Source organism: Streptomyces sp. XY431 (assembly GCF_001279805.1).
Taxonomy (GTDB): Bacteria; Actinomycetota; Actinomycetes; order Streptomycetales; family Streptomycetaceae; genus Kitasatospora; species Kitasatospora purpeofusca.
Genome location: NZ_LGDO01000267.1, coordinates 1 through 21,215 on the forward strand (window position 1 = coordinate 1; position 21,215 = coordinate 21,215).

Consider the following 21,215-nt stretch of genomic DNA (forward strand, 5'->3'; position numbering starts at 1 on the left):
CCAAGGACTCCGACGCCGACCCGACCACCGGTGTGACCCAGTCCGTCACCGTCTCCGGAGGACAGCGCAACCTCGACCTCGACATGGGCGTCGTCCTCCAGACCTCGTCCCCGTCGCCGTCGCCGAGCCCGACGTCCTCGCCGTCGCCCACCTCGTCGCCCAGCCCGACGTCTTCGCCCTCGCCGACGTCCTCGCCGTCGCCGACCGCCTCGCCGTCGCCGACCGCGTCCCCGACGTCCTCGTCCCCGTCCGCCACGACCACGACCACCGCGTCCACGGTCCCCAGCCCGACCCACGAGCCGACCCACAAGCCGACCCACCACAAGCCGACCGGCGAGCCGCTGCCGAACACCGGTAGCTCCGCCGCCGACGGCCTGATCGCGGCACTCGGAGGGCTCGCCGTCCTCGGCGGTCTGCTCCTGTGCCTGGTCGCCTACCGCCGCCCGGGACGGCACAGCTGATCCACCGGTGAACAACTGAAGAGCAGTACCGGCACCAGTGGCGTCGCCCCCCGGGCGGCGCCACTGGCGCGTCCGCCCCGCGACCGGAACGGTGACGGGGCACCGGTCGGAAGCGGACCGGAAGCGGCGGCGTCTTTCCCCGGAAGCGGCCGGACTGGTGTGCTGTCACCCGGAGGCGGGGCGGACCGCGACCGCGCGGGGGACGGCGAGGTCCGCTCCCGTCCACCACCGCGGCGGGAGGAGCAGCATGCGAAGGCGCAGGCCGCGGAACGCCGCCGTACCGGCCCGGTCGTCAGCCCCGTCCGTACGGGTCCCGCAGGAAGCGCTCCAGCTCCAACAGGTCCGTGCGGCGCAGATCGTCCGGGTGCACGACGAGCCGCAGCTCGGGCGCGACCGGGTTGCCGTCCGCACAGGCCCGGACGAAGGACTCCACGATCATCCTGGCGAGCCGGCCCCGGTCGAGGTCCACGATCCGCGCGAGGCCGGAGCCGAGCATCGGCACCGCGACCGGGCGGTAGCGCCCGTGCAGGGCGACCGCCTCCCAGAGCCGGTCCAGGGCCGACGCGAGGTGCTCCGGACGCGACCGGGCCACCATGTCGTTGCCCAGCCGCGAGTACGCGGTCGCGAAGACCTGCCGGCGGCCGTGCGGCACCGCCACCGTCGTCCCGATCGGATAGCGCAGCCGGCGCCCGCGGGGCTTGTCCCGGCTCCGCTCCCGCTCGACCACCGACACCGGCCGCAGGGCCCGATCCAACTCGGCGTCCAGCTGCTCACTACGGCCGTCGAACAGCCGTTCCACGAGCTGCCCCTGGATGCTCGACCGGCTGATCACGACGTCCTGGTCGATCTCGGTGTCGAAGGTGTCGGTGAAGCCCGCCACCAGGTTGGCGTCCTCCTGGTCGAAGAGGTCGCCGCAGACCACCACGACCTCGACCGCCCGGTCGGGCAGTGCGGCGCGCAGCAGTTCGTCGTCCCAGCGGCCGCGCAGCCTGGTGCGCAGCCGGCCGAGTTCGGAGACCCAGGACGGGTCGTCCGGACGTTCCCGGACCGCCGCCTCGGCGACCGGCAGCGCGAGCTCCGGCCGGCCGAGTCTGACCCGGCAGGAGATCAGCTCCCGGCGGGCGGTGTCCTGGAGGCCGGTCAGCCGGCGGATCAGCGGTTCGGCGAACTCCTCGCCGGCGGCCTCGGCCAGCGGTCGGCCCCGGACCATGCCCAGCGCCTCCTCCAGGTGCCAGGCCGCCATCGCCGGTCCGACCCGGAAGGACTCGTTGACCAGTTCGGTGAAGCGGGCGCAGTCGAGCTCCGCCGACGCGAGGCTGAGCCGGTAGGCGGTTTCCGAGCCGCGTGCGGTCGACAGCTGCTCGGTGCGCAGGAGCCGCGCGCCGGACACCGGGTCGCCGCCGCCGAACGCGCGCCGCAGTTCGACCACCCTCTTGTGCACCTCGTTGCGGCCCCGCGCGCCTTGGCCCGGGAGGTCGGCCTGCCGGCCCCAGACGTCCCGGCGCAGCCGGTGGACCGGCACCGCCTCGCCGTCCGCCGCCACCAGCCGGACCAGCAACCGCCTGGTCAGCGGGGTGAGCCGGACCGGCACCCCGTCGGACTCCACCCGCACCGGCCCCAGCACGCTCACCCGGACACCCGTCATCGGAACCCCCACCTGCCTCGGCCCCGGCCGGGAGCCGCCTCCCGCGAAGCATCGAGCAGGATAGCAACCACCGTGCCGCACAAGCCGGTTGATGATCGGCGTGTTGTATGATCCGCCGACTGCCGGGCACTGTGCGGGTGTCCCGGCGCACCGCGTCCGCATTCCTGCGCAACACCGCGACCGCCTTCGGCGGGGTGGCGGTGGCGGGCCAGCTCGCCGGACCGCTCTTCCCCCACGGCCTGCCCGCGCCCGGCTGGGTGACCGCGGGCTCGGCCGGGCTCTGCGTGCTCTGGGGCGCGTACCTGACGCGTCCGGTCCCGGTGGTGCGCCAGGAGTTCCGACGGCCCGACACCACGGTGGTGGTGGAGGCCGGTGACCTCTTCGCCGCTCCGGGCCACCTCGTGGTCGGCTTCTGCGACACCTTCGACACCGCTCCGGCGGACGGGCGGCTGATCCACGAGGACAGTGTGCAGGCCCAGTTGCTGCGGCGGCGCTACGACGGGGACCTCGACCGGCTGGACGCCGAACTCGCCGCCGCCCTGGCCCCGGTCGTCCCGCAGTCCCGCGAGCTCAGGGCGGACAAGCCGCTCGGCAAACTCGACCGCTACCCGCTCGGCACCGTGGCCGTCCTCGGCACCCCGCCCCGGCTGGTCTTCGCCACCGCCTACAGCAGGCTCGGCCGCGACCTGGTGGCGTCCTCCGGTGTGGAGGACCTCTGGTTCGGCCTCAACCGGCTCTGGGACGCCGTCGACCGGCGGGCCCGGACCGACTCCGTGGCGATGCCGCTGGTGGGGTCCGGGCTGGCGAGGATGGACTACCTGGACCAGGACAGCCTGCTGCGGCTGATCCTGATGTCGTTCGTCGCACGGTCCCGGGAGGGCGCGGTCTGCCGGGAGCTGCGGGTTGTCCTGCGCCCGGCGGACCTGGCGAACGTCTCCGTGCCGGAAGTCCGGGCGTTCCTGCGCAGCATGGCCGAGGGCCTGGCCGGCCGGTGACGGTGACGGCGGTGGGAAACGGCGGCAACCGGCGACGGCGGCGACCGGCGACGGCCCGGCCGCGGTGGCGCACCGCGGCCGGGCCGGTCCGTCCCGCGCCGGGTCAGCCCCTGCGGCGGTAGGCCCCGAGGTCCCGGAACGGCTCGGTGTCCAGCCAGTCGTTGCCCCGGTCGTCCACCGGACAGCCGGCCACCTCCAGCCGCTGCGCCACCTTCCGCAGCGCGAAGGTGGGGTTCCCGTCCGCGGTGAACCGGATCACGTTGCGGCCCGCCAGGTCGGAGGCCGGCCGGACGTCCCCGAACTCGACCATCACGGTCCGCTCCGGATAGGCCATCAGCACCATGCCCAGTTCGATCAGCACGTTCTGGCGCGGCTGACCGGAGGGTGCCCGCTCGTGCGGCGGCTCGGCGGGCCCCTTCAGGTCGTCGTGGAGCACGGCGACGTCGTCCGGGGTGAGCAGGACGAGCGCGGCCCCGGCCACCGAGGGCGCGTGGGCCACCACCTCGCCGATGAACGGGGAGGCCAGGCCGGTCGCCCCGACCAGGTGCTCCCACTCCAGGGGGTTCAGTCCCAGTCTGCGCAGCAGCCCGAACATCTCGCGCCGGACCTGCTCGTCGCGGCCGTGGACCACGAACACATTGCGGCTCCGCTCGGGCCCGACCGGCGCCTGCGCGCCCGTCGCCCCCTCGGTGGCCTGCCGGGGGCCGCCGCGGTTGACGGTCTTGCCGGTGGAGAAGTCGATGTTCCCGGTGCCGAAGTGGTTGCCGTACACGGCCGCTCCGCGGTCCGCTTCCTGGTCCGTCATGGGGTCGGATGTCCTTGTCCTCGGTCTTGGTGCGGCGGCCGTCGTCGCGGCCGGCCCGGTGGCGGCGGTGCGGGGATCAGTTGTGGTTGACCTGCTTGTCGCGCGAGAAGTCGATGTCACCGGTGCCGAAGTGGTTGCCGGCCAGGACGGTGGTCTGGTTCCGCCGGTGGTCCGCCAGGTCGACCTGGTGCTCGCGCAGGAAGCGCTCGACGAGGTGCAGCAGTCGGCGCTCCACGATCCGGGTGTACTTGTCGGCGTCCGACTCCTGGAAGTAGTGGTGGTAGGCGTTGCTGCAGGCCAGTTCGCGGATGCTGGTGCGCGCGCCGCGGTTCACCGCGAGCGTCGCGTACCGGCCGAGGCGGAACTCGCTGCTGTCCGCGACCCCGACGAGCTCGACCTCGAAGCGCCGGCCCTCCCGGTAGTGCCGCCGCAGCCGGGCGAATCCCGAGAGCAGCGGGCCCAGGGGCAGCAGGACCTGCCAGGACCTGCCCAGCACGTGGCGCAGGGAGTCCCAGGCCGCCCGCAGCAGCAGCCGCCCGTCCAGCCGCTCCGGCAACCGGTCGACCAGGTGGAACTCGGAGATCACCGGGGTCAGCACATGGCTGTGGAACTCGGTGTGCAGGGTGTTGCCGCGGATGTCGAAGCCCACGAACACGGAGGTGACCAACTCCTCCTCCCAGGAACCGATCCGGGCGCACAGGTACTCGCGGGACGCGCCGTAGCCCTCCGCCCAGTGGTCGCCCCCTTCCGCGTCGATCGCGGGCAGCGGGGTCCAGCCCGTTCCCGCGGACCGGTCGTGCACGGTGACCGCCCGGGCGTAGCTGCGGCGTTCCACGGTGAGCGTCGCGATCCGCTCGGACTCCCGTGCCTCGTCCCGCAGTTCGGCGGCGATGTGGCGCTGGACGAAGGCGGCCAGCTCCGCGACGTCGAACGGTACGACGGGCCGGCGCCTGGTGGCGACCGGGCCGAGGGGCTTCTGGGGTCCGTCCGGCTCCGTCCGGCCGGCGAGCCGGGCGACCAGTTCCGCCAGGTCCTCCCCGTCCTCCGGGGCGCCGAGCAGCAACTGCGCGTTCGACCACCGGCGCAGCCGTCCACCCGCCCCGACGAACGGCCGGTAGCCGCCGAAGTAGGCGAGGCCGTCCCGGGCCGACTGCTCGCGGTCGATCTTCCCGACGAGCTCCTCGTCGAGGAGGGCGGCCGACGGACGGCCGCCGTCGAAGCCGCCCGGCCCGCCGCCCGGCCCGCGGTCCTTGAGCCTGGTGATCAGGGTGTGCAGGGTGGCCACCCGCCGCAGGTAGTCGGCCGACCAGCACAGCCAGAGGACGAGCAGGAGGAAGGAGAAGACGCCGATCACGCCGGCGCCGGCGAGGACGAACAGGAGGGCGGCCCCGACCCCGAGGTACACCCAGGCGTTGCGCTGCAGCGCTCGGGCCGCGAGCGCGTGCGCGAGCACCGGAACGGCGTCGTAGCCGAACGAGGGCGCGACCGCCCGGGCCCGGTTGGTCAGCAGTTCCCTGATCACCGCGCGGCGGTAGTCCGGGGAGAGGTAGGTGCCCGCCGCGAGCAGCCGGGTGGCCCGGCTGCGGGCGTCCACCCCCGGAGGACCGGTGGGCCCGTCCTGGCCCGGGGGCGGGGGCGGCGGCGCGGCGAGGGAGACGCCGTGGATGGTCATCCGTCGTTCAGAGCTCCTGTCGTGGAGGGGGCCGGTCCTGCCGCGGCCGGTGGGCGCCGGGGCGTCCTCGCGCCCGTGCCGACCCACCGTCATCCCGTCCGGGTGACGGTGGCCTTGGCGATGGCGCCGTCGGTGACGGTGTAGACGCCGCGGAAGCGCCGGACCGTGCCGTCCGTCTGCCGGGCCTCCAGCGTCGCGGTGACCGCGGCACCGTCGACCGAGAGCACGGTCACCGTGGTGGAGGTGGTCTCGTTGAAGCCGGCGACGAAGGTGTCGTAGTCGCCGGCGAGGTTGCGCCCGCCGAGCTGCCAAGCCGTGCGGTAGGCACCGGTGTTGACGGCCGCGAAGTAGTCGCTCAGCACCGCGTCGGGTCGGGCGGGGCCGGTCGGCGTGGCCGTCGCGGTCGCTGAAGCTGTCGCCGTCGTTGTCGTTGTCGCCGTCGTTGTCGCCGTCGCGGAACCGGATCGCGAAGGTGACGGTGACCCGCCGAACCAGGACGACGACGGCGAGACCGAGACCGAGGGCGTCCGGGTGATCGTGGGCGTGGCCGAGGGTGTGCGGGTGCGGGTGGGCGTGGGCGTGGGCGTGGGAACCGTCCGCGAGGGCGTCGGCGGCGGCTCGTCCCACCCCCCGGAACCCCTGCCCAGGCCACCGGTGAGCCGGCTCCCGTCGATGCCGCCCCCGTCGTCCGTCCCGAACGAGATGCCGCCGCCCAGCCCGAGCAGCAGCACGAGCACCGCCAGCGAACCCCCCGCGACGGACAGCACCCCCGTGCGGACGTTCCCGGGCGGGGGCAGCAGCGACGGCGGCGGGTGAACCGGCCGGGCCGCCCCCGGCACCCGGATCCGTGCCTCCGCCGGGACCGGCGGCTCCGGGATTCTGTCGTTCAACGCGGACCTCCTGTGCGGGTCACCGACGGATCGGGGTGCGGGACCCGGCGCGTCCGGCCGTGCGCCCAGGCCGTCCTGCCCTCGGCCCCGGGCTCGCGGACCCACCGGTCACCGCCCCCGGGTCGATCCGACCAGGACCCTTGCTTCCGCGGCCACAACCGGAGCTCTTCCGATCCGCTTCCGATGCGCTGGTGGACCCGGTGACGGGTGCGGCAGCCGGCTCCACCGAGTAGCACCGCGCACGACGAAGGGGCCCACGCCGGCCTGTGCCGACCCGGGCCCCCAGGGCGCGCGGTGCTACTCGGCGGAGTCCGGTGCGGGTGTCCAGTGGGTGGCGCGGACGCGGTGCAGCCAGGCTTCGGCGGGGCGCTCGTCGGGCTGGTCCGGGAGGACGCCGGGGAGGTCCAGGCGGTCGGTGGCGGCGGCGAGCAGGCGTTCGGCGTGGGCGGGGTCGTCGGCGATCCGCTCGCCGAGGTCGCGGACGCGCTCCGGATCGGGCAGCCGGACCTGGTTGTGGCCGGCCTCGTGCAGGTGGACGGCCTGTTCGAGCAGCCGGACCAGGTGCCGGGCGTGCTTGGCGGCCCGGGCCCGGGTGGCCGGGTCGGAGGTGTCGCGGGTCAGCAGCTTGCGGAACTGCTGGGTGGCGTAACCGAGATAGGCGTTGCGGACACCCCGGGCGCTCAGGAAGGAGCGGCGGATCGCTATCAGCTCCTCGCCGAGCGGGCCGCGCACCTCGTAGAGCTCGTCGGGCAGCCAGACCAGCTCCGTGGCGGTGGGATTGCAGCTGAGCGCGAGGCGGCACCACTTGGCGGCCTCGTGCAGAGTGCGGTCCGGCTTGGTGGAGACGTGCGACTCCGCGGGGCGGTGCAGGCCGTGGAAGCCCTCGGTCGGGGCGGCGAACAGGCCGAGCCGGTCGATGTCGGAGCCGGCGTGCGCCAGTCCGTACGCGGTCGAGCCGACGATGCCGGACAGCAGGACGGTGCCGGGCGGGGAGCTGGGCCGGGTGGTGGGCCATGTGGTGGTCGGGGAGGTGGGCCGGGTGCTCATCGGGCTCCTCTCGTCGGCCGGTCCGCAGGAGTCTGCCGGGTCGGGCCGCGCCGGGCCAGCGAATTCCGGGGCCGAGGGGGCCCGCGGGCCGATACTGGGCCGCATGGCGAGGGCGAACGGCGGTCCGGCGGCGGGGACGGGGATCGGCACGGCGAAGCTGCGGGCCTGGTGGTCGCACCGGCAGTGGCTGGACGGCGCGCACCCGGAGGCATCGGCCGGCGAGGTGCTGGCGGCCACCGGGTGGGCCAGGTCGGTGGGCGGGGCGGCGCCCTATCTGGGCCTGTTCGCCCGGGCCGGGCTGGGCCGGGCGGCCGTGGACGCGGCGGTGGCCCGACTGGAGGTGCACGAGCTGCCCGCCGCGCGCGGCTGCACCTACATCGTCCCGGCCGAGGACTTCGCGCTCGCCCTGGCAGCCGGCGCGGCGGTGCCCGAGGGCGAGGTGGCGGCGGCCACGAAGCATCTGGGGGTGACCGCGGGCGAGGTGGAGCGGCTCTGCCTGGCGGTGGACCGCGCGCTCGCCGAAGCACCGGGGCCGCTGGACCCGGCGGCGATCCGGGTGGCGGTCGGCGAGGCCGTCCGGTCGCTGGGCGAGCCGGGGCGCAAGCGCGGACTGTCCACCACCCTGCCGCTGGCCCTCGGGCTGATGCAGTCGCGCGGGCAGCTGCGCCGGGTACCGGCCAACGGCCGCCTGGACCAGCAGCGGTACGGCTACGCGCGATGGGACCAGCCGGTCGGCGGCGGTACGGCGGACCTGGCCCGGCGCTACCTGGCCTGGGCCGGACCGGCCTCGCTGAAGCACTTCCGGTGGTTCTCCGGTTTCGGCGCCGCCACCGCCCGGCAGGCGTTCGCGGAAGCGGGCGCGGTGCCGGCGGTGCCCGGTTCGGAGCTGTTGATGCTGCCCGAACTCGTGGACGCCTTCGCCGACTTCACGGTGCCGGCCGAGCCGTACTACACGCTGCTGGCCGGGATCGACGGCATCCATCTGCTGCACCGCGAGCTGGCCCGGCTGGTCGACCCGGCCGACGCGGACCGTCCGCTGCCGGCCGGCCGGGCCGGGCGGAGCTTCGGCACCGAGGCCGACCCGCAGACGCACATCGTGCTGGACCGGGGGCGGATCGTCGGCTTCTGGGAGTACGACACCGAGCGCGCCGAGATCGTCCACCTGTCCTTCGTGCCGTCGAACGCCGAGCTGCGGTCGGCGGTGGCCCGGACGGAGGAGTTCGTCCGGGCGGAGCTGGGGGACGCGCGCGGCTTCAGCCTCGACTCGCCGAAGAGCAGGGTGCCGAAGATTGCGGCGTTGCGGGCGAGTTCGGGCGAACAGGTGTTCCGGTCGGCGCACCGGGGGTCGGCATAGAGTACGAACCATGTCGACTTCGAACGAGTTCGCCCAGCCGCACCGGTCCGACCCGTCCGGCGTGCTGCTGATCACCGGCGCCGGTCGCGGCATCGGCGCCGCGACCGCCCTGCTGGCCGGGCGGCGGGGCTACCGGGTCTGCGTCAACTACCGCTCGGACGAGGCCGCCGCGGCCTCGGTGGTGGACGCCGTCCGGGCCGAGGGCGGGGTCGCGCTCGCCGTCCGCGCCGATGTCACCCGCAGTGCCGAGGTGGCCCGGCTGTTCGCCACCGTCGACGCCGAACTCGGGCCGCTCACCGGGCTGGTGAACAACGCCGGGACGCTGGAGCAGCAGGGCCGACTGGAGGACATCGACGAGGAGCGGCTCAACCGGATCTGGGCCGCCAACATCACCGGCCCGTTCCTGTGCGCCGCGCAGGCCGTCCGCCGGATGTCCACCCGGCACGGCGGGCAGGGCGGTGCGATCGTCAACGTCTCCTCGGCGGCCTCCCGGCTGGGCGCGCCCAACGAGTACGTGGACTACGCGGCGGCGAAGGGGGCGGTCGACTCGATGACCCGGGGGCTGGCCCTGGAGGTCGCCGACGAGGGCATCCGGGTCAACGCCGTCCGCCCCGGCCTGATCCACACCGGCATCCACGCGCTGGGCGGGGAGCCCGGGCGGGTCGACCGGGTCGCGCCCAACCTGCCGATGAAGCGCGGCGGGCAGCCGGAGGAGGTCGCGGAGGCGATCCTCTTCCTGCTGTCGCCGGCCTCCTCGTACACCACGGGCGCCTTCCTGGACATCGCCGGCGGGCGCTGACCCGGGCGGTCGGTGCCGCGGGCGGGCGCGGGCAGGCGGGCGCTGGCGGTCGGTGGCACAGGCGGTCGCGGGTCCGGCGGAATGGGGGATTCCTTCCCCTGGCGCGGTCCGCGACCTTACGGTGGGGCCATGACCGACGACCTGCCGGACCGTGAAGCCGACCTGCCGTCCTCCTTCATCGACATCCCCGGAGTGCGCAACTTCCGCGACGCCGGGGGCGTCGGTGCGCTCCGCCGGGGCGTGCTGTTCCGCTCCGGCTCCTTCCACACCCTCGCCCCGGAGGGCGCCCAGCGGCTGAAGGCGCTGGGCCTGCGCACCGTGATCGACCTGCGCAGCCCGGTCGAGCTGGAGGTCTGGCCGGACCTGCGGCACGGCCTCGACCACGAGGCGCTCAGCCTTCCCACCCTGCCCGCGGACCGGGAGGACACCGACCGGCCGTGGCCGGCGGGCCAGGAGGAGCTGTACCCGTTCATGGCCTCCACGGCCGGCCCGTCACTGGTCGCCGCGATCCGCCGGCTCGGCACCCCGGGCGCTCTGCCGGCCGTCGTCCACTGCGCCGTCGGCAAGGACCGTACCGGTCTCACCATCGCGATCGTCCAGACCCTGCTGGGCGCCTCCGAGGACGACATCACCGCCGACTACATGCTCTCCAACACCGGCCTGGGCCTGCTGGACGGCCCGGCCCCGTACATCGACGAGTCCGGTGCCGAGCGGGTCTCCCGCCCGATCTCGGAGGATCTGCTCGCCTCCTCCTTCGCCTGGATCCGGGACCACCACGGCTCCGTCCCCGCCTACCTGCTCGCCCACGGCAGCACCGACGAGGACCTCGCCGCCCTCCGGGCCAACCTCTCCGCGTAGGGAGTGTCCTTCGGCCCCGGACGGCACGCGGCGACGCGGCCGGCCGGGGCCTACTGGCGTTCCAGGCGCCACCACTGGGTCGGGGAGTCGGTGTCCTCCCACTGGTGGACGGGGGCGGGCGGGCCGGCCGGGTCGGACGGGGCCGACGGGGCGGTGAGGGCCTTGCCGCTGATGAAGCTGGTGAGGGTGCAGGTGCCGGGGGCGTCGAGGTGGTGCTCGACCAGCCACTCCTGCGCGCCGAAGGCGTTGGCGGACCACTGCTGGACGGGCACGCCGTTGTCGGTCGCGGCCCCGGTGACGTCCAGCCGCTTGCCGCCGGCGACGTTCTCGAGGTGGAACAGCGCGCCGCCCGGGTGGACGGCGGTCAGCCACCACAGCTGGGCGTCCGAGCCGTCCTCGGGGGCGAGCAGGACTTTGACGCCGCTGCGGCGGCTGCCCCCGGGAACCTCCAGCAGCAGGCCGGTCGCGACGTTCCGGATCCGGTAGCGGCCGTCGGTGATCTTGTGCTCGGTCACCCGTGGAGTGTCCCACCGGGCACCGACAGTGCGGCCCGCCGCGCCGAGGTCAGCTGCTCCCAGCCGAAGGCCGCGGCCAGGGCCAGCACCACCGCGGCGACCTCCGCCAGGGCCGAGACCGTGGTGCCGAGCAGCGTGCCGGCCGCGACCGCGGCGGCGGCCAGCAGCCGCGGCAGGTTGGGTCCGAGGGCGAAGGTGCGGCGGACGGCGGTGTTGACGACCAGGAAGACCGCCACTCCGCCGGCCAGGGCGGCCGCCTGGGCGGCGGTGATCGGCGCCCCCGGGTGCGCGACCGCCGACTTCACCCCGGCGGCGAACAGCAGCACCCCGAGCAGCAGCCCGTAGTGGCCCAGGTTGTAGACACTGACGGCGAGCCGGTTGCGCCGGTCGGAGGGCAGCGCGGCCATGTGGTGCTCGGCGCGGGCGTCGTCGTCGTGCCCGAAGTACGCCCACCAGAGCCCCACGCAGACGGCCAGGCTCAGCAGGGCGACGCCGACCAGGGGGGCGCTCAGCTCGGCGGTGCCCGCGCCGACGCCGATCGCGATCACCGACTCGCCGAACGCGATGATCACCACCAGACCGTGCCGCTCGACGAAGTGGTCCGCGCGCAGTTGGAAGCTGGGCAGGTCGACCAGCCGCGGTATCGCGAACTGCAGGGCGAAGGCGGCCGCCCAGAAGCTCAGCTGGACCGAACCGGTGAAGTAGCCCCCGGCCACCACCAGCCCGGTGTTGAGCAGGTTGAGCCCGCCCATCCGGAGCACCGGGCCCAGCGCCACCCCCGACATCGCGAACATGCCCGTGTGCACGGCCACCACCAGCAGGTACGCCCAGCCGAAGGCGACGCCGCTGCCCTCGAAGGCGTGCGGCACGGAGAGCGAGATCACCAGGAAGCCGGCCATCGCGAGCATCAGCAGGCAGCGCCGGCCGTGGGTGCTCGGCGGCATGGCGTTGGTCAGCCAGATGAAGGCGTCGTACATCCACCAGATCACCGCCAGCATCACCAGCACCTGGGTGAAGCCGCCCGGGGTGAGGTGGTGGGCCAGACTGCCGGTCAGCTGGGTGACCGTGAAGACGAAGACGAGATCGAGGAAGAGCTCCAGCGGCGCCGCCCGGAGCGAGGGCTCGGCGGTGGCGTCGAGGAGAACGGGGGCGGGGGCAGGGGCTCCACCGGCGGCGGAGGTACTGGTCGCGATCACCCGCGCGAGTATGGGGGACGACGGCCCGTTCCCGCCGGGGTTTCCGCCAGTCGATCGGCGATCCGCCGCCCGGCCGACACCGGCCGGACGCCGTCCGGCCACCGGTGGACGGGGACGGGGGCGAGGCGGGGCCGACCAGGGCAGCGGTGACCCGGGCGAGGCCGGGGGACACCGGGCGCCTATGCTGCCGCGAATGGTGTTCGACCCTCATTCCGCGCCGCAGGACGGCCGCCCCACCGGGCCGTCGGACAGTCAGCAGTCCGCTCTCCTCGGGGCGGTGGCCGCCCTGGAGGCCGCCGTGACCGGCCTGACGGAGGATCCGGACGGCGGTGGTGAGCGCTTCGACGCGGCACTGCGCCGGCTGGGCGGGCTGCTCGGCCCCGCCGGGGAGGCGGAATCGGCGGCCGTCGGCCCCCGGCTGGCCGCGCTGCTCCCGGGCACCCCGCTGTTCCCCCGGGCCCACCTGGCAATGATGGTCGGCGCCTGTGTGGAGCGCGGAGCCGACCCGGTGGCCTGCGCCGACGGCGTCCTCGCCGGGCTGCGCGAGGCCCTGAGCGGCGCCCTGCTGCTGATCGAGCGGTGGGCGGAGACCGGGGCGGACGCGGACCGACGCTCGGGGAGAAGCGCGGACGGGGACGAGGAGGCTCTGCCGGATCCGGACCGGGAGGACCCCGGCCGTGCCCGTGCGCGGATCACCGAGCCCGGGCGGACGGACGGGTGGCACGCCCACCGGGCCGTGGCCGGCTGGTGGACGCTCCAGCTGTGGCAGCAGGCCGCGTTCGCGCTCTGCACGCACGCCGCCGTACGGCGATCGGCCCGCGACTCCGGCGTGGGCGGCGTCCTCACCGAGCTGATCGACCGGTACCGCGAGCGGTCCGACCGGCACGACCTCAAGGGCCTGCGGTACCTGGCCGCCACCCTCGACGACGAACCGCTGCTCGTCCTGCACCGCGCGAGCGGCACCGGCTACCTGCTCCGGATGGACGGCCTGACCGACAACTTCCAGCTGCACACTCTGCTGATCGAGGTCCTGGTCGGCGGCGGCCACCTGCCGGGCACCCGGCCGGACCCCGAGGTGGTCGCGCTCAGCCGCACCCGGGGGCTGGACGGTCGCCGGTTCATCGCGACGGGCGCGTTCAACCTGGTGGCGCCGGACGGCGGATGGATCTGGAACGAGGGCATGCCGGAGGACATCCCGGTGGTGGACGGCGTGCGGACGCTCGTCCTGGACCCGCAGCCCTACGAACGGAGCTGGGCCGCCGGGCGGTTCGTCGAGCAGGTGCCCGGTGACCTGCGGCTGGAGCGGGTGCTGGAGCCGGCCGAGGCGGCGGCCCGGCTGGCGGCGGCCGCGCCCGCGCTCCCCTTCGAGCAGGCGGTGCGGTAGCGGGGCCGGCGGCCCGATCGGGGCTCCCGGCGACCGACCGGCGGGCCGCCGGGGGGTGCCGGGTTAGGGTCGGAGCTCCGGGGAGTCCGGGGCCGGGCGCCCCGGAGTTCCGAGGAATCCGCCGCGGATCCGCACCGGATCCGCCTGGAGTCGAGGAGTGGAACCGACGATGGCGAGGATCCCGAACGCACTCACGGCCACCGCACCCGCCGCGCTGACGGCGGCGGGCGGTCTGGTCGGCGGCTACGGCGTCGCCCGGTGGAGCGGCAAGCGGCAGCTCGGCGGCGCCGTCCTGGCCGTGGCCGGCGCGGGCGCCGCCGCACAGTGGCACCGCCGCTCGGGCGCGCCCGCCGCGGCCGCCCTGACCGGGCTCTACGTGGTGGCCTTCGGCGGCTCGCACCCGCTGGCGAAGAGGATCGGCGCCTGGCCCGCCGTCCTCGCCGTCACCGGGGTGGTCACCGCCGCCTCGGCCGCCACCACGGTGCTTGTCACCCGGAAGGGCTGAGCGGCACCGCCCTCACCCCTCTCCCCCGCCGCCGAACCGGGCCTCGAACGCGGCCCGGTTCGGCGAGACCGGCGTCCGGTCCCAGACCGCGAAGACCACCCGGTCGAAGGCCGCCCCGTACCGGGCCAGCGCCAGCTCGAAAGCCTCCGCGACCTCGGCCGGGTCGTTGCGGAACACCCCGCAGCCCCACGCCCCCAGCACCAGCGCGCGGATCCCGTGCCGGGCCGCCGCCGCGAGCACCCGCTCGGCCCGCTCGGCGAGCACGCCCCGGACGTCCACCCCGGCGCCCTCGGCCCGCAGGGCGAGCTGGCCGGCGTTGGGCGCGGGCGAGGTCAGGAAGGTCACCGGGTACGGCCGCGCCAGCAGCCCGCCGTCCTCGCCCCGGACCACCGGCACCCCGGGCGAGACGATCACCCGGTGGCTGTACCGGAGGTCGCCGGAGGCGCGGTGCGCCTCGTAGTAGTCCGGCGCCTCCACCAGGCAGGTGTAGAGGAGGGCGCTGCGGCAGAGGTCCTCCTCCTGGGCCCGGGCTCCGCGCAGATAGCCGCCGCCGGGGTTCCGCGCGGACGCGAAGTTCAGCACCCCGACCGGCCCCGCCCCCGCCTCGAACAACCGGCGGGCCGCCTGGACGCTGCCCTCGGCCGTGACCTCGACGGTGCCGGACCCCGCCGTCGGCCCCGGGCCGCCGGCCGCGACCAGTGCGTCGAGACCGGCCGGGTCGTACGACACCGTCCCGGCCCTGGCCGCCGCCAGGCGCTCGGCCAGATCCACGGGTTCGCCCCCGGACGCGCGGTAGCTCCCCCGCTCGGCGATGCCCTCGTTCACCGCCGCCACATCACGCAGTCTGCTGCTCATGCGACCGACCGTAGGCGACGGGGCACGCACCGCGCCACTGGTTATTCTCAGCAGTAGAACAACGGTCGCGGGGACTCCGACGCACGGGAACGCCGAACGGCCACGGGCCCGCTCCGACGATGCGGAGCGGGCCCGTGGCCGTGGTGCTGTGCGGTGCGCGGGTCAGCGCAGGCCGGCGTCAGTTCTTCCAGCGCGGCTTGCGGTCGTCGCGGTTGAAGCCGGCGTTGTAGCCACCGGAGGAGCGGCCACCGCGCTCGTCGCCGCGGTCACGGTTGAAGCCGCCGCCGGACTGCGGACGGCCACCGGAGCGGTGGTCGTCGCGGCGGGCGAACGGACGGTTGTTGCTGCCGCCACGCTCGTCGCGGTCACGGCCGAAGGCCGGACGGTCGCCGAAGGAACGGGCCGGACGGTCGCCGAAGGAGCGGCCGCCGCGGTCGTCGCCGCGGTCACGGTTGAAGCCGCCACCCTGACCGCGGTCACGGTCGCCGAAGGAACGGCCGCCACGGTCGTCACGGTCACGGTTGAAGCCGCCACCCTGGCCACGGTCACGGTCACCGAAGGAACGGGCCGGACGGTCGTCACGGTTGAAGCCGCCGCCGCGGTTGAAGCCGCCGCCCTGACCGCGGTCACGGTCACCGAAGGAACGGCCACCACGGTCGTCACGGTCACGGTTGAAGCCGCCACCCTGGCCACGGTCACGGTCGCCGAAGGAACGGCCACCGCGGTCGTCACGGTCACGGTTGAAGCCACCGCGCTCGCCGCGGTCACGGTCGCCGAAGGAACGGCCACCGCGGTCGTCACGGTCACGGCCGGAACCGCCGCGCTCGCCGCGGTCACGGTCGCGGTTGAACGACGGGCGCTCGGTGCGCGCCTCGCGGTACGCCGGGGTGCGCTCCTCGGTCGGCTCGGCGGCGGCCGCCGGCTCGGTCACGGTCGCGGCAGCGGTCTCCTCGCCCTCGGCGGCCGGGGCCTCGTCCACGATGCCCAGCTCGGCCCGCTCACGCGCGGCCCGCGAGGCCAGCCGGTCGGCCTCCTCGCGCAGCTCGGTGGCGCGGCGCTGCGCGCGCTCCAGCTGACGGGTCATGTCGGCGATCTCGCGCTCGGCGGCGCCGGCGATGTTCGCCGCGCTCTCGGCCTGGACCTCGACCAGCGAGCGGGCACCGGTGATCCGGGCCACCTCGGCGTCGAAGGCGTGGTCGAGGATGTGGCGGCCGGCGTCGACGCCCGCGTCCTCCATCAGGCGGAAGACGCCGCGGCGCTGGTGCGGCAGCACCAGGGTGACGACGGTGCCGGAACGGCCGGCCCGGGCGGTGCGGCCGGAGCGGTGCAGGTAGTCCTTGTGGTCGCCGGCCGGGTCGACGTTCAGCACCAGGTCGATGCCGTCGACGTGGATGCCGCGCGCGGCGACGTCGGTCGCGACGACGACGTTGACGTAGCCGTCCTTGAAGTCGCCGAGCACCCGGGTGCGGGCGCCCTGGGTCATGCCGCCGTGCAGCGCGTCGGCCTTCACACCGGCCTCGAGCAGCTGCTCGGCGACGCGGTCGGCGCCCATCTGGGTGCGGACGAAGATGATCGTGCGGCCCTTGCGGGCGGCGATCGCGTTGGTGATCGGCGCCTTGTCCTTGGGCTTCACCACGAGGATGTGGTGGGTCATGGTGGTCACGGCGCCGGCCGACGGGTCGACCTCGTGGGTGACCGGGTTGTTCAGGTAGCGCTTGACCAGGGTGTCGATCTCGTTCTCCAGGGTGGCGGAGAACAGCAGGCGCTGGCCGCCGGCCGGGACCTGGTCGAGGATCTCGGTGACCTCGGGCAGGAAGCCCATGTCGGCCATCTGGTCGGCCTCGTCGAGCACGGCGACCTGGACGTCGTCGAGCTTGGCGGAACCGCGGTTGATCAGGTCACGCAGACGGCCGGGGGTGGCCACCAGGACGTCGACGCCGCGCTCCAGCGCGTAGATCTGGTTCGACATCGAGGTACCGCCGCAGACGACCTTGAGGCGCAGGCCGAGCACCGAGCCGAAGGGCTCCAGGGCGTCGGCGACCTGCATGGCCAGCTCGCGGGTCGGGACGAGGATCAGACCGCGCGGCGACTTGGCGCGGGTGCGCTCGCCGGCGGCGAGGCGGGTCAGCAGCGGCAGGCCGAAGCTGAGGGTCTTGCCGGAGCCGGTGCGGCCGCGGCCCAGCACGTCCTTGCCGGCCAGGGCGTCCGGGATGGTCGCGGCCTGGATCGGGAACGGGGTGGTGACGCCGCGCTTGGCGAGGGCGCGGACGATGTCGTCCGGCAGGCCCAGGTCGCCGAAGGTGAGGGTCGGCTCGGCCTCGGCGGCCTCGTCCTCGCCCTCGGTGGCGTCGGTGGTGTCGTCGGCCTCGGCGGCGTCGTCCTCGACGACCTCGGCGGTGGTGTCCTCGACGGCGTCGACGGCGGCGATCAGCTCGGCGTCGGCCTCGGGGGCGGTGGTGGTGACATCGGCGGCGGACTCGCTCGCGGGCATGGCGAAGCGGGCGTCGTCAACGAGAGACATGCAAAACCTTCCGGAAGTGGCACGCGCCAAAGTCCGGGGTTCTGTTTCACAACCGCCTCTATGCGGTCAGCCACGGATCGCCGGAACGCGCCAAGGGCGCCAGATGGGTGTAGGGCGCCAGACAAATGAATCAAACGAACGATCTACCACCATAGACGAGCCTGGGGATCGGAGGCAAATGCCGAGGCCAGGCTGTGATTCAAGTCCCTTCAGTGGGCGACCGGTCCGGCACTGGGAGCCGCCGTGGTACTGGGGGCGACCGTCGGCTCCGGGGCCGGGGTGGCGGTCGGCGCGGGTGTGGTGTGGCCGGGCTCCGGCGAGGTCGGGTGGCCGGACGGGCTGGCCGCCGGGGCGGAAGCCGTGGCTCCGCCGGTGCCCGTGGTGGCCCCCGTGCCGCCCGTGGGGTGGCCGGTGCCGCCGGCGGCGGCGCCCGTGCCCGCCGTGCCCCCGGCCGCCCCTCCCGCGGCGGCGGTGCCGCCCGGACGAGGTGCGGGGCTGGCGCTCGCGCCCCCGGCGGTGCCGCTCGCGCCGGGCGCGGGCTCACCGGGGGCCGCCGCCGGTACGGGTTCCGCGACGGCGGGCGCGCCGTTGACGCCGCCCGCGCCGTTCCCGCCCCCGGCGCCCGCCGCGCCGTTCGCGCCGACGGCCGGCTCCCCGGGGGCCGCGTTCATGCCGCCGGCCGAGGCGTTCTGGGCCTGCGCGCCCCCCGTCCGCTCCGACCGCCCGACCGCGCCGCCCTGGTGTCCGCCGCCGCTGGGCGAGGCCGAGGCGGTCGGCCCCGGCCTGGTCGGCGTCCCGGCCTGGCCGACCGGCACCGTCCGGTGCTTCTCGTCCGCGCCCGGCCCGACCGACATGCACCCGGTCAGCCCCAGCCCGGCCACCGCCAGGGCCGCCACCGCCCGGACCACTCCGGTCCGCACCGGTCCGCCTCGGTCCACCGCCGTCTCCCGCTCCGCCACCGCACGCATCGCACGCATCGCCGCCACCGAGCTCCCTCTCCCGCCCCGCCCGGGCCGCCCACCACGCGCGCACGGCCACCCTTGCGGGTGCCCAACGCGCGCCCCCGGCGCACGGACACGGGTGGACGCACCGGGAGCACTCGAACGAGCGCCGGGCGGGCCCCGTTCGCCCGGGGGTTCGACCGCTCGGGCGTTCGACGGCGGACCGGCGGACGGGGACGGGGGCGGGGGCGGGGGCGGGGCGGAGGCGGGGGCGGGGCACCGAGCCGGTTCAGCCCCAGAGGGCCCCGGCCAGCCCGGCTCCCGCGTACACCGCCCCCAGGCCCGCCGCGACGCTGCCCAGGACGTTCGCCAGGGCGTACCGCCCCGCCCCGCCCTCGACCAGCCGCAGCGTCTCGTACGAGAACGTCGAGTACGTGGTCAGCGCGCCGCACAGCCCCGTCCCCAGCAGCAGTTGGACCTGCGAGGAGGCGGCACCGGCCGCCACCGCCCCGGTCACCAGCCCGAGGACCAGGCAGCCGGCCACGTTCACGGCAAAGGTCCCCCAGGGGAAGACCGAATCGTGCCGGGACTGCACGGCCCGGTCGGTCAGGTACCGCAGCGGCGCGCCGACCGTCGCGCCGAGCACCACCAGCAGCCAGTTCACGCCCCGCCCTCCCCCGGGCCGGGCCCGTCGGCAACGGGCCCGCCGGCGCCGTCGGGCCCCGCGTACCGGAGCACCTCGCACCGCTCCAGGGTCACCAGCCCCGCCGGCCGCAGCCCTTCCAGCTCGGGCAGGAAGGCCCGCACCCGCTCCTCGGTGTCCACGATCACCACCGCCACCGGCAGGTCCTCACTCAGCGACAGCAGCCGCGCCGTGTGCACCAGCGAGGACGCGCCGAAGCCCTCGATCCCCCGGAACACGCTCGCCCCGGCCAGCCCGGCGGCCCGCGCCCGGTGCACGATCTCGCTGTACAGCGGGCGGTGGTGCCGGCGGTCGTTCTCACCGACCAGCACGGTCAGCCGCAGCGCCGGACCGCCCAGCCGGGCGCCCTCCCGAGCCGCCCCGGCAGTAGCCCCGGCCGTCATGCCCGCACCCCGGTCCGCCGCAGCAGCCCGCGCGTCACCGCGGCGGCCGCCCAGACCGCCGCCAGCGCCGCCAGCAGCGTCAGCGCCAGGTACCCCGTGGCCGGGCCGGGCCGCCCCTCCGCCACCAGCCGGCGGAAGTCCACCGCGTACGTCGAGAAGGTCGTGAACCCGCCCAGCACACCGGTCCCGAAGAACGGCCGCAGCAGCGGGTGGGCCGGACGCCCCTCGGTGATCACCACCAGGAAGACCCCGATCACGGCGCACCCCACCACGTTCACCAGCAGGGTCGTCCACGGGAAGGCCGACGGGCCGGTCGGCCACAGCAGCCCCGCCCCGTACCTGGCCAGCGCCCCCAGGGCCCCGCCGGCCGCGACCACCGCCACCGCCGGCCCCTGCCCGCGGAGCACCGGCGGGCGCCGCCGCGCCGCCGGGCCGGGCGCGGCACCGTCCGCCACCAAGTCCTCCGAAGTCGCCACGGCCCCATCAAACACCGGCGAAGAGCGGCGCCGACCGCCTGGCACACCGTCACCGCAGACCCGACAATGATCCGGTGGAGATGACCCCGGAAGAGTTCGAGGTACTGGTCGCGGATGCGCTCGACCTGATCCCGCCGAAGCTCGCCGCGATGATGGACAACGTCGCCGTCTTCGTCGAGGACGAGCCCGACCCGGCCGACCCGGAACTCCTCGGCCTCTACGAGGGCACCCCGCTCACCGAGCGCGGCGAGTGGTACGCGGGCGTCCTCCCCGACCGGATCACCGTCTACCGGGGTCCGACCCTGCGCCTGTGCGAGGACCGCGAGCAGGTCGTCGAGGAGGTCCGCACCACGGTGATCCACGAGGTCGCCCACCACTTCGGCTTCGACGACCACGAGCTCGACGAGCTCGGCTGGTCCTGAAGCCCCACCCCCGGAGCCAGCCCCGCCGGCCCGCCCGGAACCCGCCCGGACGACCCGCCCGCCCACCTGGCCGAAACCCGTTTTGGCGATCGGCCCGACATCCCATATGCTTCTCGACGTCCCCGAACGCCGGAAACGGCGGGACAGGCCGCAAGCCCTCATCGTCTAGTGGCCCAGGACGCCGCCCTTTCAAGGCGGTAGCACGGGTTCGAATCCCGTTGGGGGCACGCAGTACCGTAGTACAGTGCAGTGAAGCAAGACCCAGTAAGACCTGGGTGGTTCGCCACCTTTAGGTCCCGTGGAGCAGTTGGTTAGCTCGCCACCCTGTCAAGGTGGAGGTCGCGGGTTCAAGTCCCGTCGGGATCGCTCGTCTCGCAAGAGACGGTGCAGTACGGCCAGGTAGCTCAGTTGGTACGAGCGTCCGCCTGAAAAGCGGAAGGTCGCCGGTTCGACCCCGGCCCTGGCCACATAGCCTGACCAGGCATAATGCCCTCGAAGCGGATCGCTTCGAGGGCATTTTCGTGCCTTTGACGCCAGCGCTTACGCCAACGGCCCAGTGCACGGCCAGTCGGCGTCCCGCGCTCGCGTCGATCAGGGGCTGCGGAAGTCGCGAAGGGTAGTCGCCAACCCAGTGGCGGTCGCAGACGATGTCGACTCCGGGAAAGCCGCTGAGGTAAGCGGTCCCGTCCGGCGGGCAAGTCGCATCGCCGAGCTCGCACCCGGTCGACTCCGAGGCAGCCCCCACCTCCGCAGTCCACGGGTGCAGGCATAGCGGCCGAGCTCGTCTC

21 protein-coding genes, 3 tRNA genes and 1 pseudogene are annotated in these 21,215 nt (G+C 74.9%); 11 read left to right on the plus strand and 14 right to left on the minus strand.

Features of this window, described 5'->3' with window-relative positions; all coding sequences use genetic code 11:
- Positions 1–461: LPXTG cell wall anchor domain-containing protein (locus ADK60_RS43760; protein ID WP_159400538.1), on the plus strand; the 461-nt coding region annotated here is incomplete at its 5' end.
- Positions 462–753: 292 nt separating this feature from the next.
- On the opposite strand, the gene ADK60_RS22955 is transcribed toward ADK60_RS43760, so the two are convergent.
- Positions 754–2,106, minus strand: a complete 1,353-nt coding sequence (locus ADK60_RS22955) for an AfsR/SARP family transcriptional regulator (protein WP_079008631.1) — start codon at positions 2,104–2,106, stop codon at positions 754–756.
- A gap of 107 nt (positions 2,107–2,213) precedes the next feature.
- Here ADK60_RS22955 and ADK60_RS22960 point away from each other — a divergent pair, with 107 nt between their 5' ends.
- The gene (locus tag ADK60_RS22960) at positions 2,214–3,101 is read left to right on the plus strand and encodes a macro domain-containing protein (RefSeq protein WP_053648574.1); all 888 of its coding nucleotides are present in this window, start codon (positions 2,214–2,216) and stop codon (positions 3,099–3,101) included.
- A 103-nt stretch (positions 3,102–3,204) separates the two neighbouring features.
- Here ADK60_RS22960 and ADK60_RS22965 read toward each other — a convergent pair whose 3' ends face one another.
- The 4 genes from ADK60_RS22965 to ADK60_RS22985 form a co-directional block, all read right to left on the minus strand.
- Complete coding sequence (locus tag ADK60_RS22965; RefSeq protein WP_053648576.1) at positions 3,205–3,906, minus strand: TIR domain-containing protein; 702 nt, start codon at positions 3,904–3,906, stop codon at positions 3,205–3,207.
- Between the two features lie 76 nt (positions 3,907–3,982).
- Positions 3,983–5,578: an AbeC-like domain-containing protein gene (locus tag ADK60_RS22970; protein ID WP_107094695.1), complete on the minus strand. Its 1,596-nt coding sequence runs from the start codon at positions 5,576–5,578 to the stop codon at positions 3,983–3,985.
- 89 nt (positions 5,579–5,667) lie between these two features.
- Positions 5,668–6,468 (minus strand): hypothetical protein, encoded by an 801-nt coding sequence (locus ADK60_RS45005; RefSeq protein WP_159400539.1) that lies wholly within the window; start codon positions 6,466–6,468, stop codon positions 5,668–5,670.
- A gap of 297 nt (positions 6,469–6,765) precedes the next feature.
- A complete protein-coding gene (locus tag ADK60_RS22985) occupies positions 6,766–7,515 on the minus strand; it encodes a nucleotidyltransferase domain-containing protein (protein ID WP_079008632.1) in 750 nt (249 codons plus the stop codon).
- A 103-nt stretch (positions 7,516–7,618) separates the two neighbouring features.
- Between ADK60_RS22985 and ADK60_RS22990 the strand changes: the two genes are divergently transcribed.
- From ADK60_RS22990 to ADK60_RS23000, 3 genes are all read left to right on the plus strand, one after another.
- A complete protein-coding gene (locus ADK60_RS22990) occupies positions 7,619–8,869 on the plus strand; it encodes a DNA glycosylase AlkZ-like family protein (RefSeq protein ID WP_053648582.1) in 1,251 nt (416 codons plus the stop codon).
- Between the two features lie 10 nt (positions 8,870–8,879).
- Positions 8,880–9,668 (plus strand): SDR family oxidoreductase, encoded by a 789-nt coding sequence (locus ADK60_RS22995; RefSeq protein ID WP_045944725.1) that lies wholly within the window; start codon positions 8,880–8,882, stop codon positions 9,666–9,668.
- A gap of 129 nt (positions 9,669–9,797) precedes the next feature.
- Positions 9,798–10,526, plus strand: coding sequence for a tyrosine-protein phosphatase (locus tag ADK60_RS23000; protein WP_045944724.1), 729 nt, complete (start codon positions 9,798–9,800; stop codon positions 10,524–10,526).
- A gap of 50 nt (positions 10,527–10,576) precedes the next feature.
- Here ADK60_RS23000 and ADK60_RS23005 read toward each other — a convergent pair whose 3' ends face one another.
- Together ADK60_RS23005 and ADK60_RS23010 are read right to left on the minus strand one after the other, a co-directional pair.
- A complete protein-coding gene (locus tag ADK60_RS23005) occupies positions 10,577–11,041 on the minus strand; it encodes an RICIN domain-containing protein (RefSeq protein WP_053648584.1) in 465 nt (154 codons plus the stop codon).
- Complete coding sequence (locus tag ADK60_RS23010) at positions 11,038–12,237, minus strand: low temperature requirement protein A (RefSeq protein ID WP_053648587.1); 1,200 nt, start codon at positions 12,235–12,237, stop codon at positions 11,038–11,040. Before ADK60_RS23010 ends, ADK60_RS23005 begins: the two co-directional genes overlap by 4 nt.
- 193 nt (positions 12,238–12,430) lie before the next feature.
- On the opposite strand from ADK60_RS23010, the gene ADK60_RS23015 reads away from it, so the two are divergent.
- The gene (locus ADK60_RS23015; RefSeq protein ID WP_234371221.1) at positions 12,431–13,621 is read left to right on the plus strand and encodes a hypothetical protein; all 1,191 of its coding nucleotides are present in this window, start codon (positions 12,431–12,433) and stop codon (positions 13,619–13,621) included.
- 169 nt (positions 13,622–13,790) lie between these two features.
- The gene (locus ADK60_RS23020; RefSeq protein WP_053648592.1) at positions 13,791–14,126 is read left to right on the plus strand and encodes a hypothetical protein; all 336 of its coding nucleotides are present in this window, start codon (positions 13,791–13,793) and stop codon (positions 14,124–14,126) included.
- A 12-nt stretch (positions 14,127–14,138) separates the two neighbouring features.
- Here the strand turns inward: ADK60_RS23020 and ADK60_RS23025 are convergent, their stop codons facing one another.
- The 6 genes from ADK60_RS23025 to crcB (ADK60_RS23050) all read right to left on the minus strand — a co-directional run bounded on the left by ADK60_RS23025 (position 14,139) and on the right by crcB (ADK60_RS23050) (position 20,005).
- Positions 14,139–14,981, minus strand: coding sequence for a TIGR02452 family protein (locus ADK60_RS23025; RefSeq protein ID WP_053648594.1), 843 nt, complete (start codon positions 14,979–14,981; stop codon positions 14,139–14,141).
- Between the two features lie 178 nt (positions 14,982–15,159).
- Positions 15,160–17,502, minus strand: coding sequence for a DEAD/DEAH box helicase (locus tag ADK60_RS23030; RefSeq protein ID WP_053648596.1), 2,343 nt, complete (start codon positions 17,500–17,502; stop codon positions 15,160–15,162).
- 209 nt (positions 17,503–17,711) lie between these two features.
- On the minus strand, positions 17,712–18,479 hold the full coding sequence (locus tag ADK60_RS43765; protein ID WP_053648597.1) for a hypothetical protein: 768 nt from the start codon (positions 18,477–18,479) through the stop codon (positions 17,712–17,714).
- A 253-nt stretch (positions 18,480–18,732) separates the two neighbouring features.
- On the minus strand, positions 18,733–19,107 hold the full coding sequence (gene crcB / locus ADK60_RS23040; protein WP_053648599.1) for a fluoride efflux transporter CrcB: 375 nt from the start codon (positions 19,105–19,107) through the stop codon (positions 18,733–18,735).
- On the minus strand, positions 19,104–19,529 hold the full coding sequence (locus ADK60_RS23045; RefSeq protein WP_053648601.1) for a DUF190 domain-containing protein: 426 nt from the start codon (positions 19,527–19,529) through the stop codon (positions 19,104–19,106). The genes crcB (ADK60_RS23040) and ADK60_RS23045 overlap by 4 nt, the downstream gene beginning before the upstream one ends.
- Positions 19,526–20,005, minus strand: a complete 480-nt coding sequence (gene crcB / locus ADK60_RS23050; RefSeq protein WP_502687446.1) for a fluoride efflux transporter CrcB — start codon at positions 20,003–20,005, stop codon at positions 19,526–19,528. Before crcB (ADK60_RS23050) ends, ADK60_RS23045 begins: the two co-directional genes overlap by 4 nt.
- Before the next feature lie 80 nt (positions 20,006–20,085).
- Between crcB (ADK60_RS23050) and ADK60_RS23055 the strand changes: the two genes are divergently transcribed.
- The 4 genes from ADK60_RS23055 (at position 20,086) to ADK60_RS23070 (ending at position 20,894) form a co-directional block, all read left to right on the plus strand.
- Positions 20,086–20,427, plus strand: a complete 342-nt coding sequence (locus tag ADK60_RS23055; protein WP_045940985.1) for a metallopeptidase family protein — start codon at positions 20,086–20,088, stop codon at positions 20,425–20,427.
- Positions 20,428–20,581: 154 nt separating this feature from the next.
- A tRNA-Glu gene (locus ADK60_RS23060) sits at positions 20,582–20,654 on the plus strand.
- Positions 20,655–20,719: 65 nt separating this feature from the next.
- Positions 20,720–20,793 (plus strand) — tRNA-Asp (locus ADK60_RS23065).
- A gap of 27 nt (positions 20,794–20,820) precedes the next feature.
- Positions 20,821–20,894, plus strand: a tRNA-Phe gene (locus ADK60_RS23070).
- A gap of 95 nt (positions 20,895–20,989) precedes the next feature.
- Here the strand turns inward: ADK60_RS23070 and ADK60_RS48485 are convergent.
- Positions 20,990–21,172 (minus strand): annotated as a pseudogene (locus ADK60_RS48485) (DUF6928 family protein); the annotation flags it as partial.
- Between the last annotated feature and the right edge of the window lie 43 nt (positions 21,173–21,215).

Coding starts and splice junctions, on each gene's coding strand:
- ADK60_RS43765 (WP_053648597.1), bottom strand. CDS start 18,479: ATGCGTGCGATGCGTGCGGTGGCGGAGCGGGAGACGGCGGTGGACCGA.
- ADK60_RS23025 (WP_053648594.1), bottom strand. CDS start 14,981: ATGAGCAGCAGACTGCGTGATGTGGCGGCGGTGAACGAGGGCATCGCC.
- ADK60_RS22960 (WP_053648574.1), top strand. CDS start 2,214: ATGATCCGCCGACTGCCGGGCACTGTGCGGGTGTCCCGGCGCACCGCG.
- ADK60_RS22995 (WP_045944725.1), top strand. CDS start 8,880: ATGTCGACTTCGAACGAGTTCGCCCAGCCGCACCGGTCCGACCCGTCC.
- ADK60_RS23045 (WP_053648601.1), bottom strand. CDS start 19,529: ATGACGGCCGGGGCTACTGCCGGGGCGGCTCGGGAGGGCGCCCGGCTG.
- ADK60_RS23030 (WP_053648596.1), bottom strand. CDS start 17,502: ATGTCTCTCGTTGACGACGCCCGCTTCGCCATGCCCGCGAGCGAGTCC.
- ADK60_RS22970 (WP_107094695.1), bottom strand. CDS start 5,578: ATGACCATCCACGGCGTCTCCCTCGCCGCGCCGCCGCCCCCGCCCCCG.
- ADK60_RS22990 (WP_053648582.1), top strand. CDS start 7,619: ATGGCGAGGGCGAACGGCGGTCCGGCGGCGGGGACGGGGATCGGCACG.
- ADK60_RS23015 (WP_234371221.1), top strand. CDS start 12,431: ATGGTGTTCGACCCTCATTCCGCGCCGCAGGACGGCCGCCCCACCGGG.
- ADK60_RS23000 (WP_045944724.1), top strand. CDS start 9,798: ATGACCGACGACCTGCCGGACCGTGAAGCCGACCTGCCGTCCTCCTTC.
- ADK60_RS23020 (WP_053648592.1), top strand. CDS start 13,791: ATGGCGAGGATCCCGAACGCACTCACGGCCACCGCACCCGCCGCGCTG.
- ADK60_RS22955 (WP_079008631.1), bottom strand. CDS start 2,106: ATGACGGGTGTCCGGGTGAGCGTGCTGGGGCCGGTGCGGGTGGAGTCC.
- ADK60_RS22965 (WP_053648576.1), bottom strand. CDS start 3,906: ATGACGGACCAGGAAGCGGACCGCGGAGCGGCCGTGTACGGCAACCAC.
- ADK60_RS23055 (WP_045940985.1), top strand. CDS start 20,086: ATGACCCCGGAAGAGTTCGAGGTACTGGTCGCGGATGCGCTCGACCTG.
- ADK60_RS22985 (WP_079008632.1), bottom strand. CDS start 7,515: ATGAGCACCCGGCCCACCTCCCCGACCACCACATGGCCCACCACCCGG.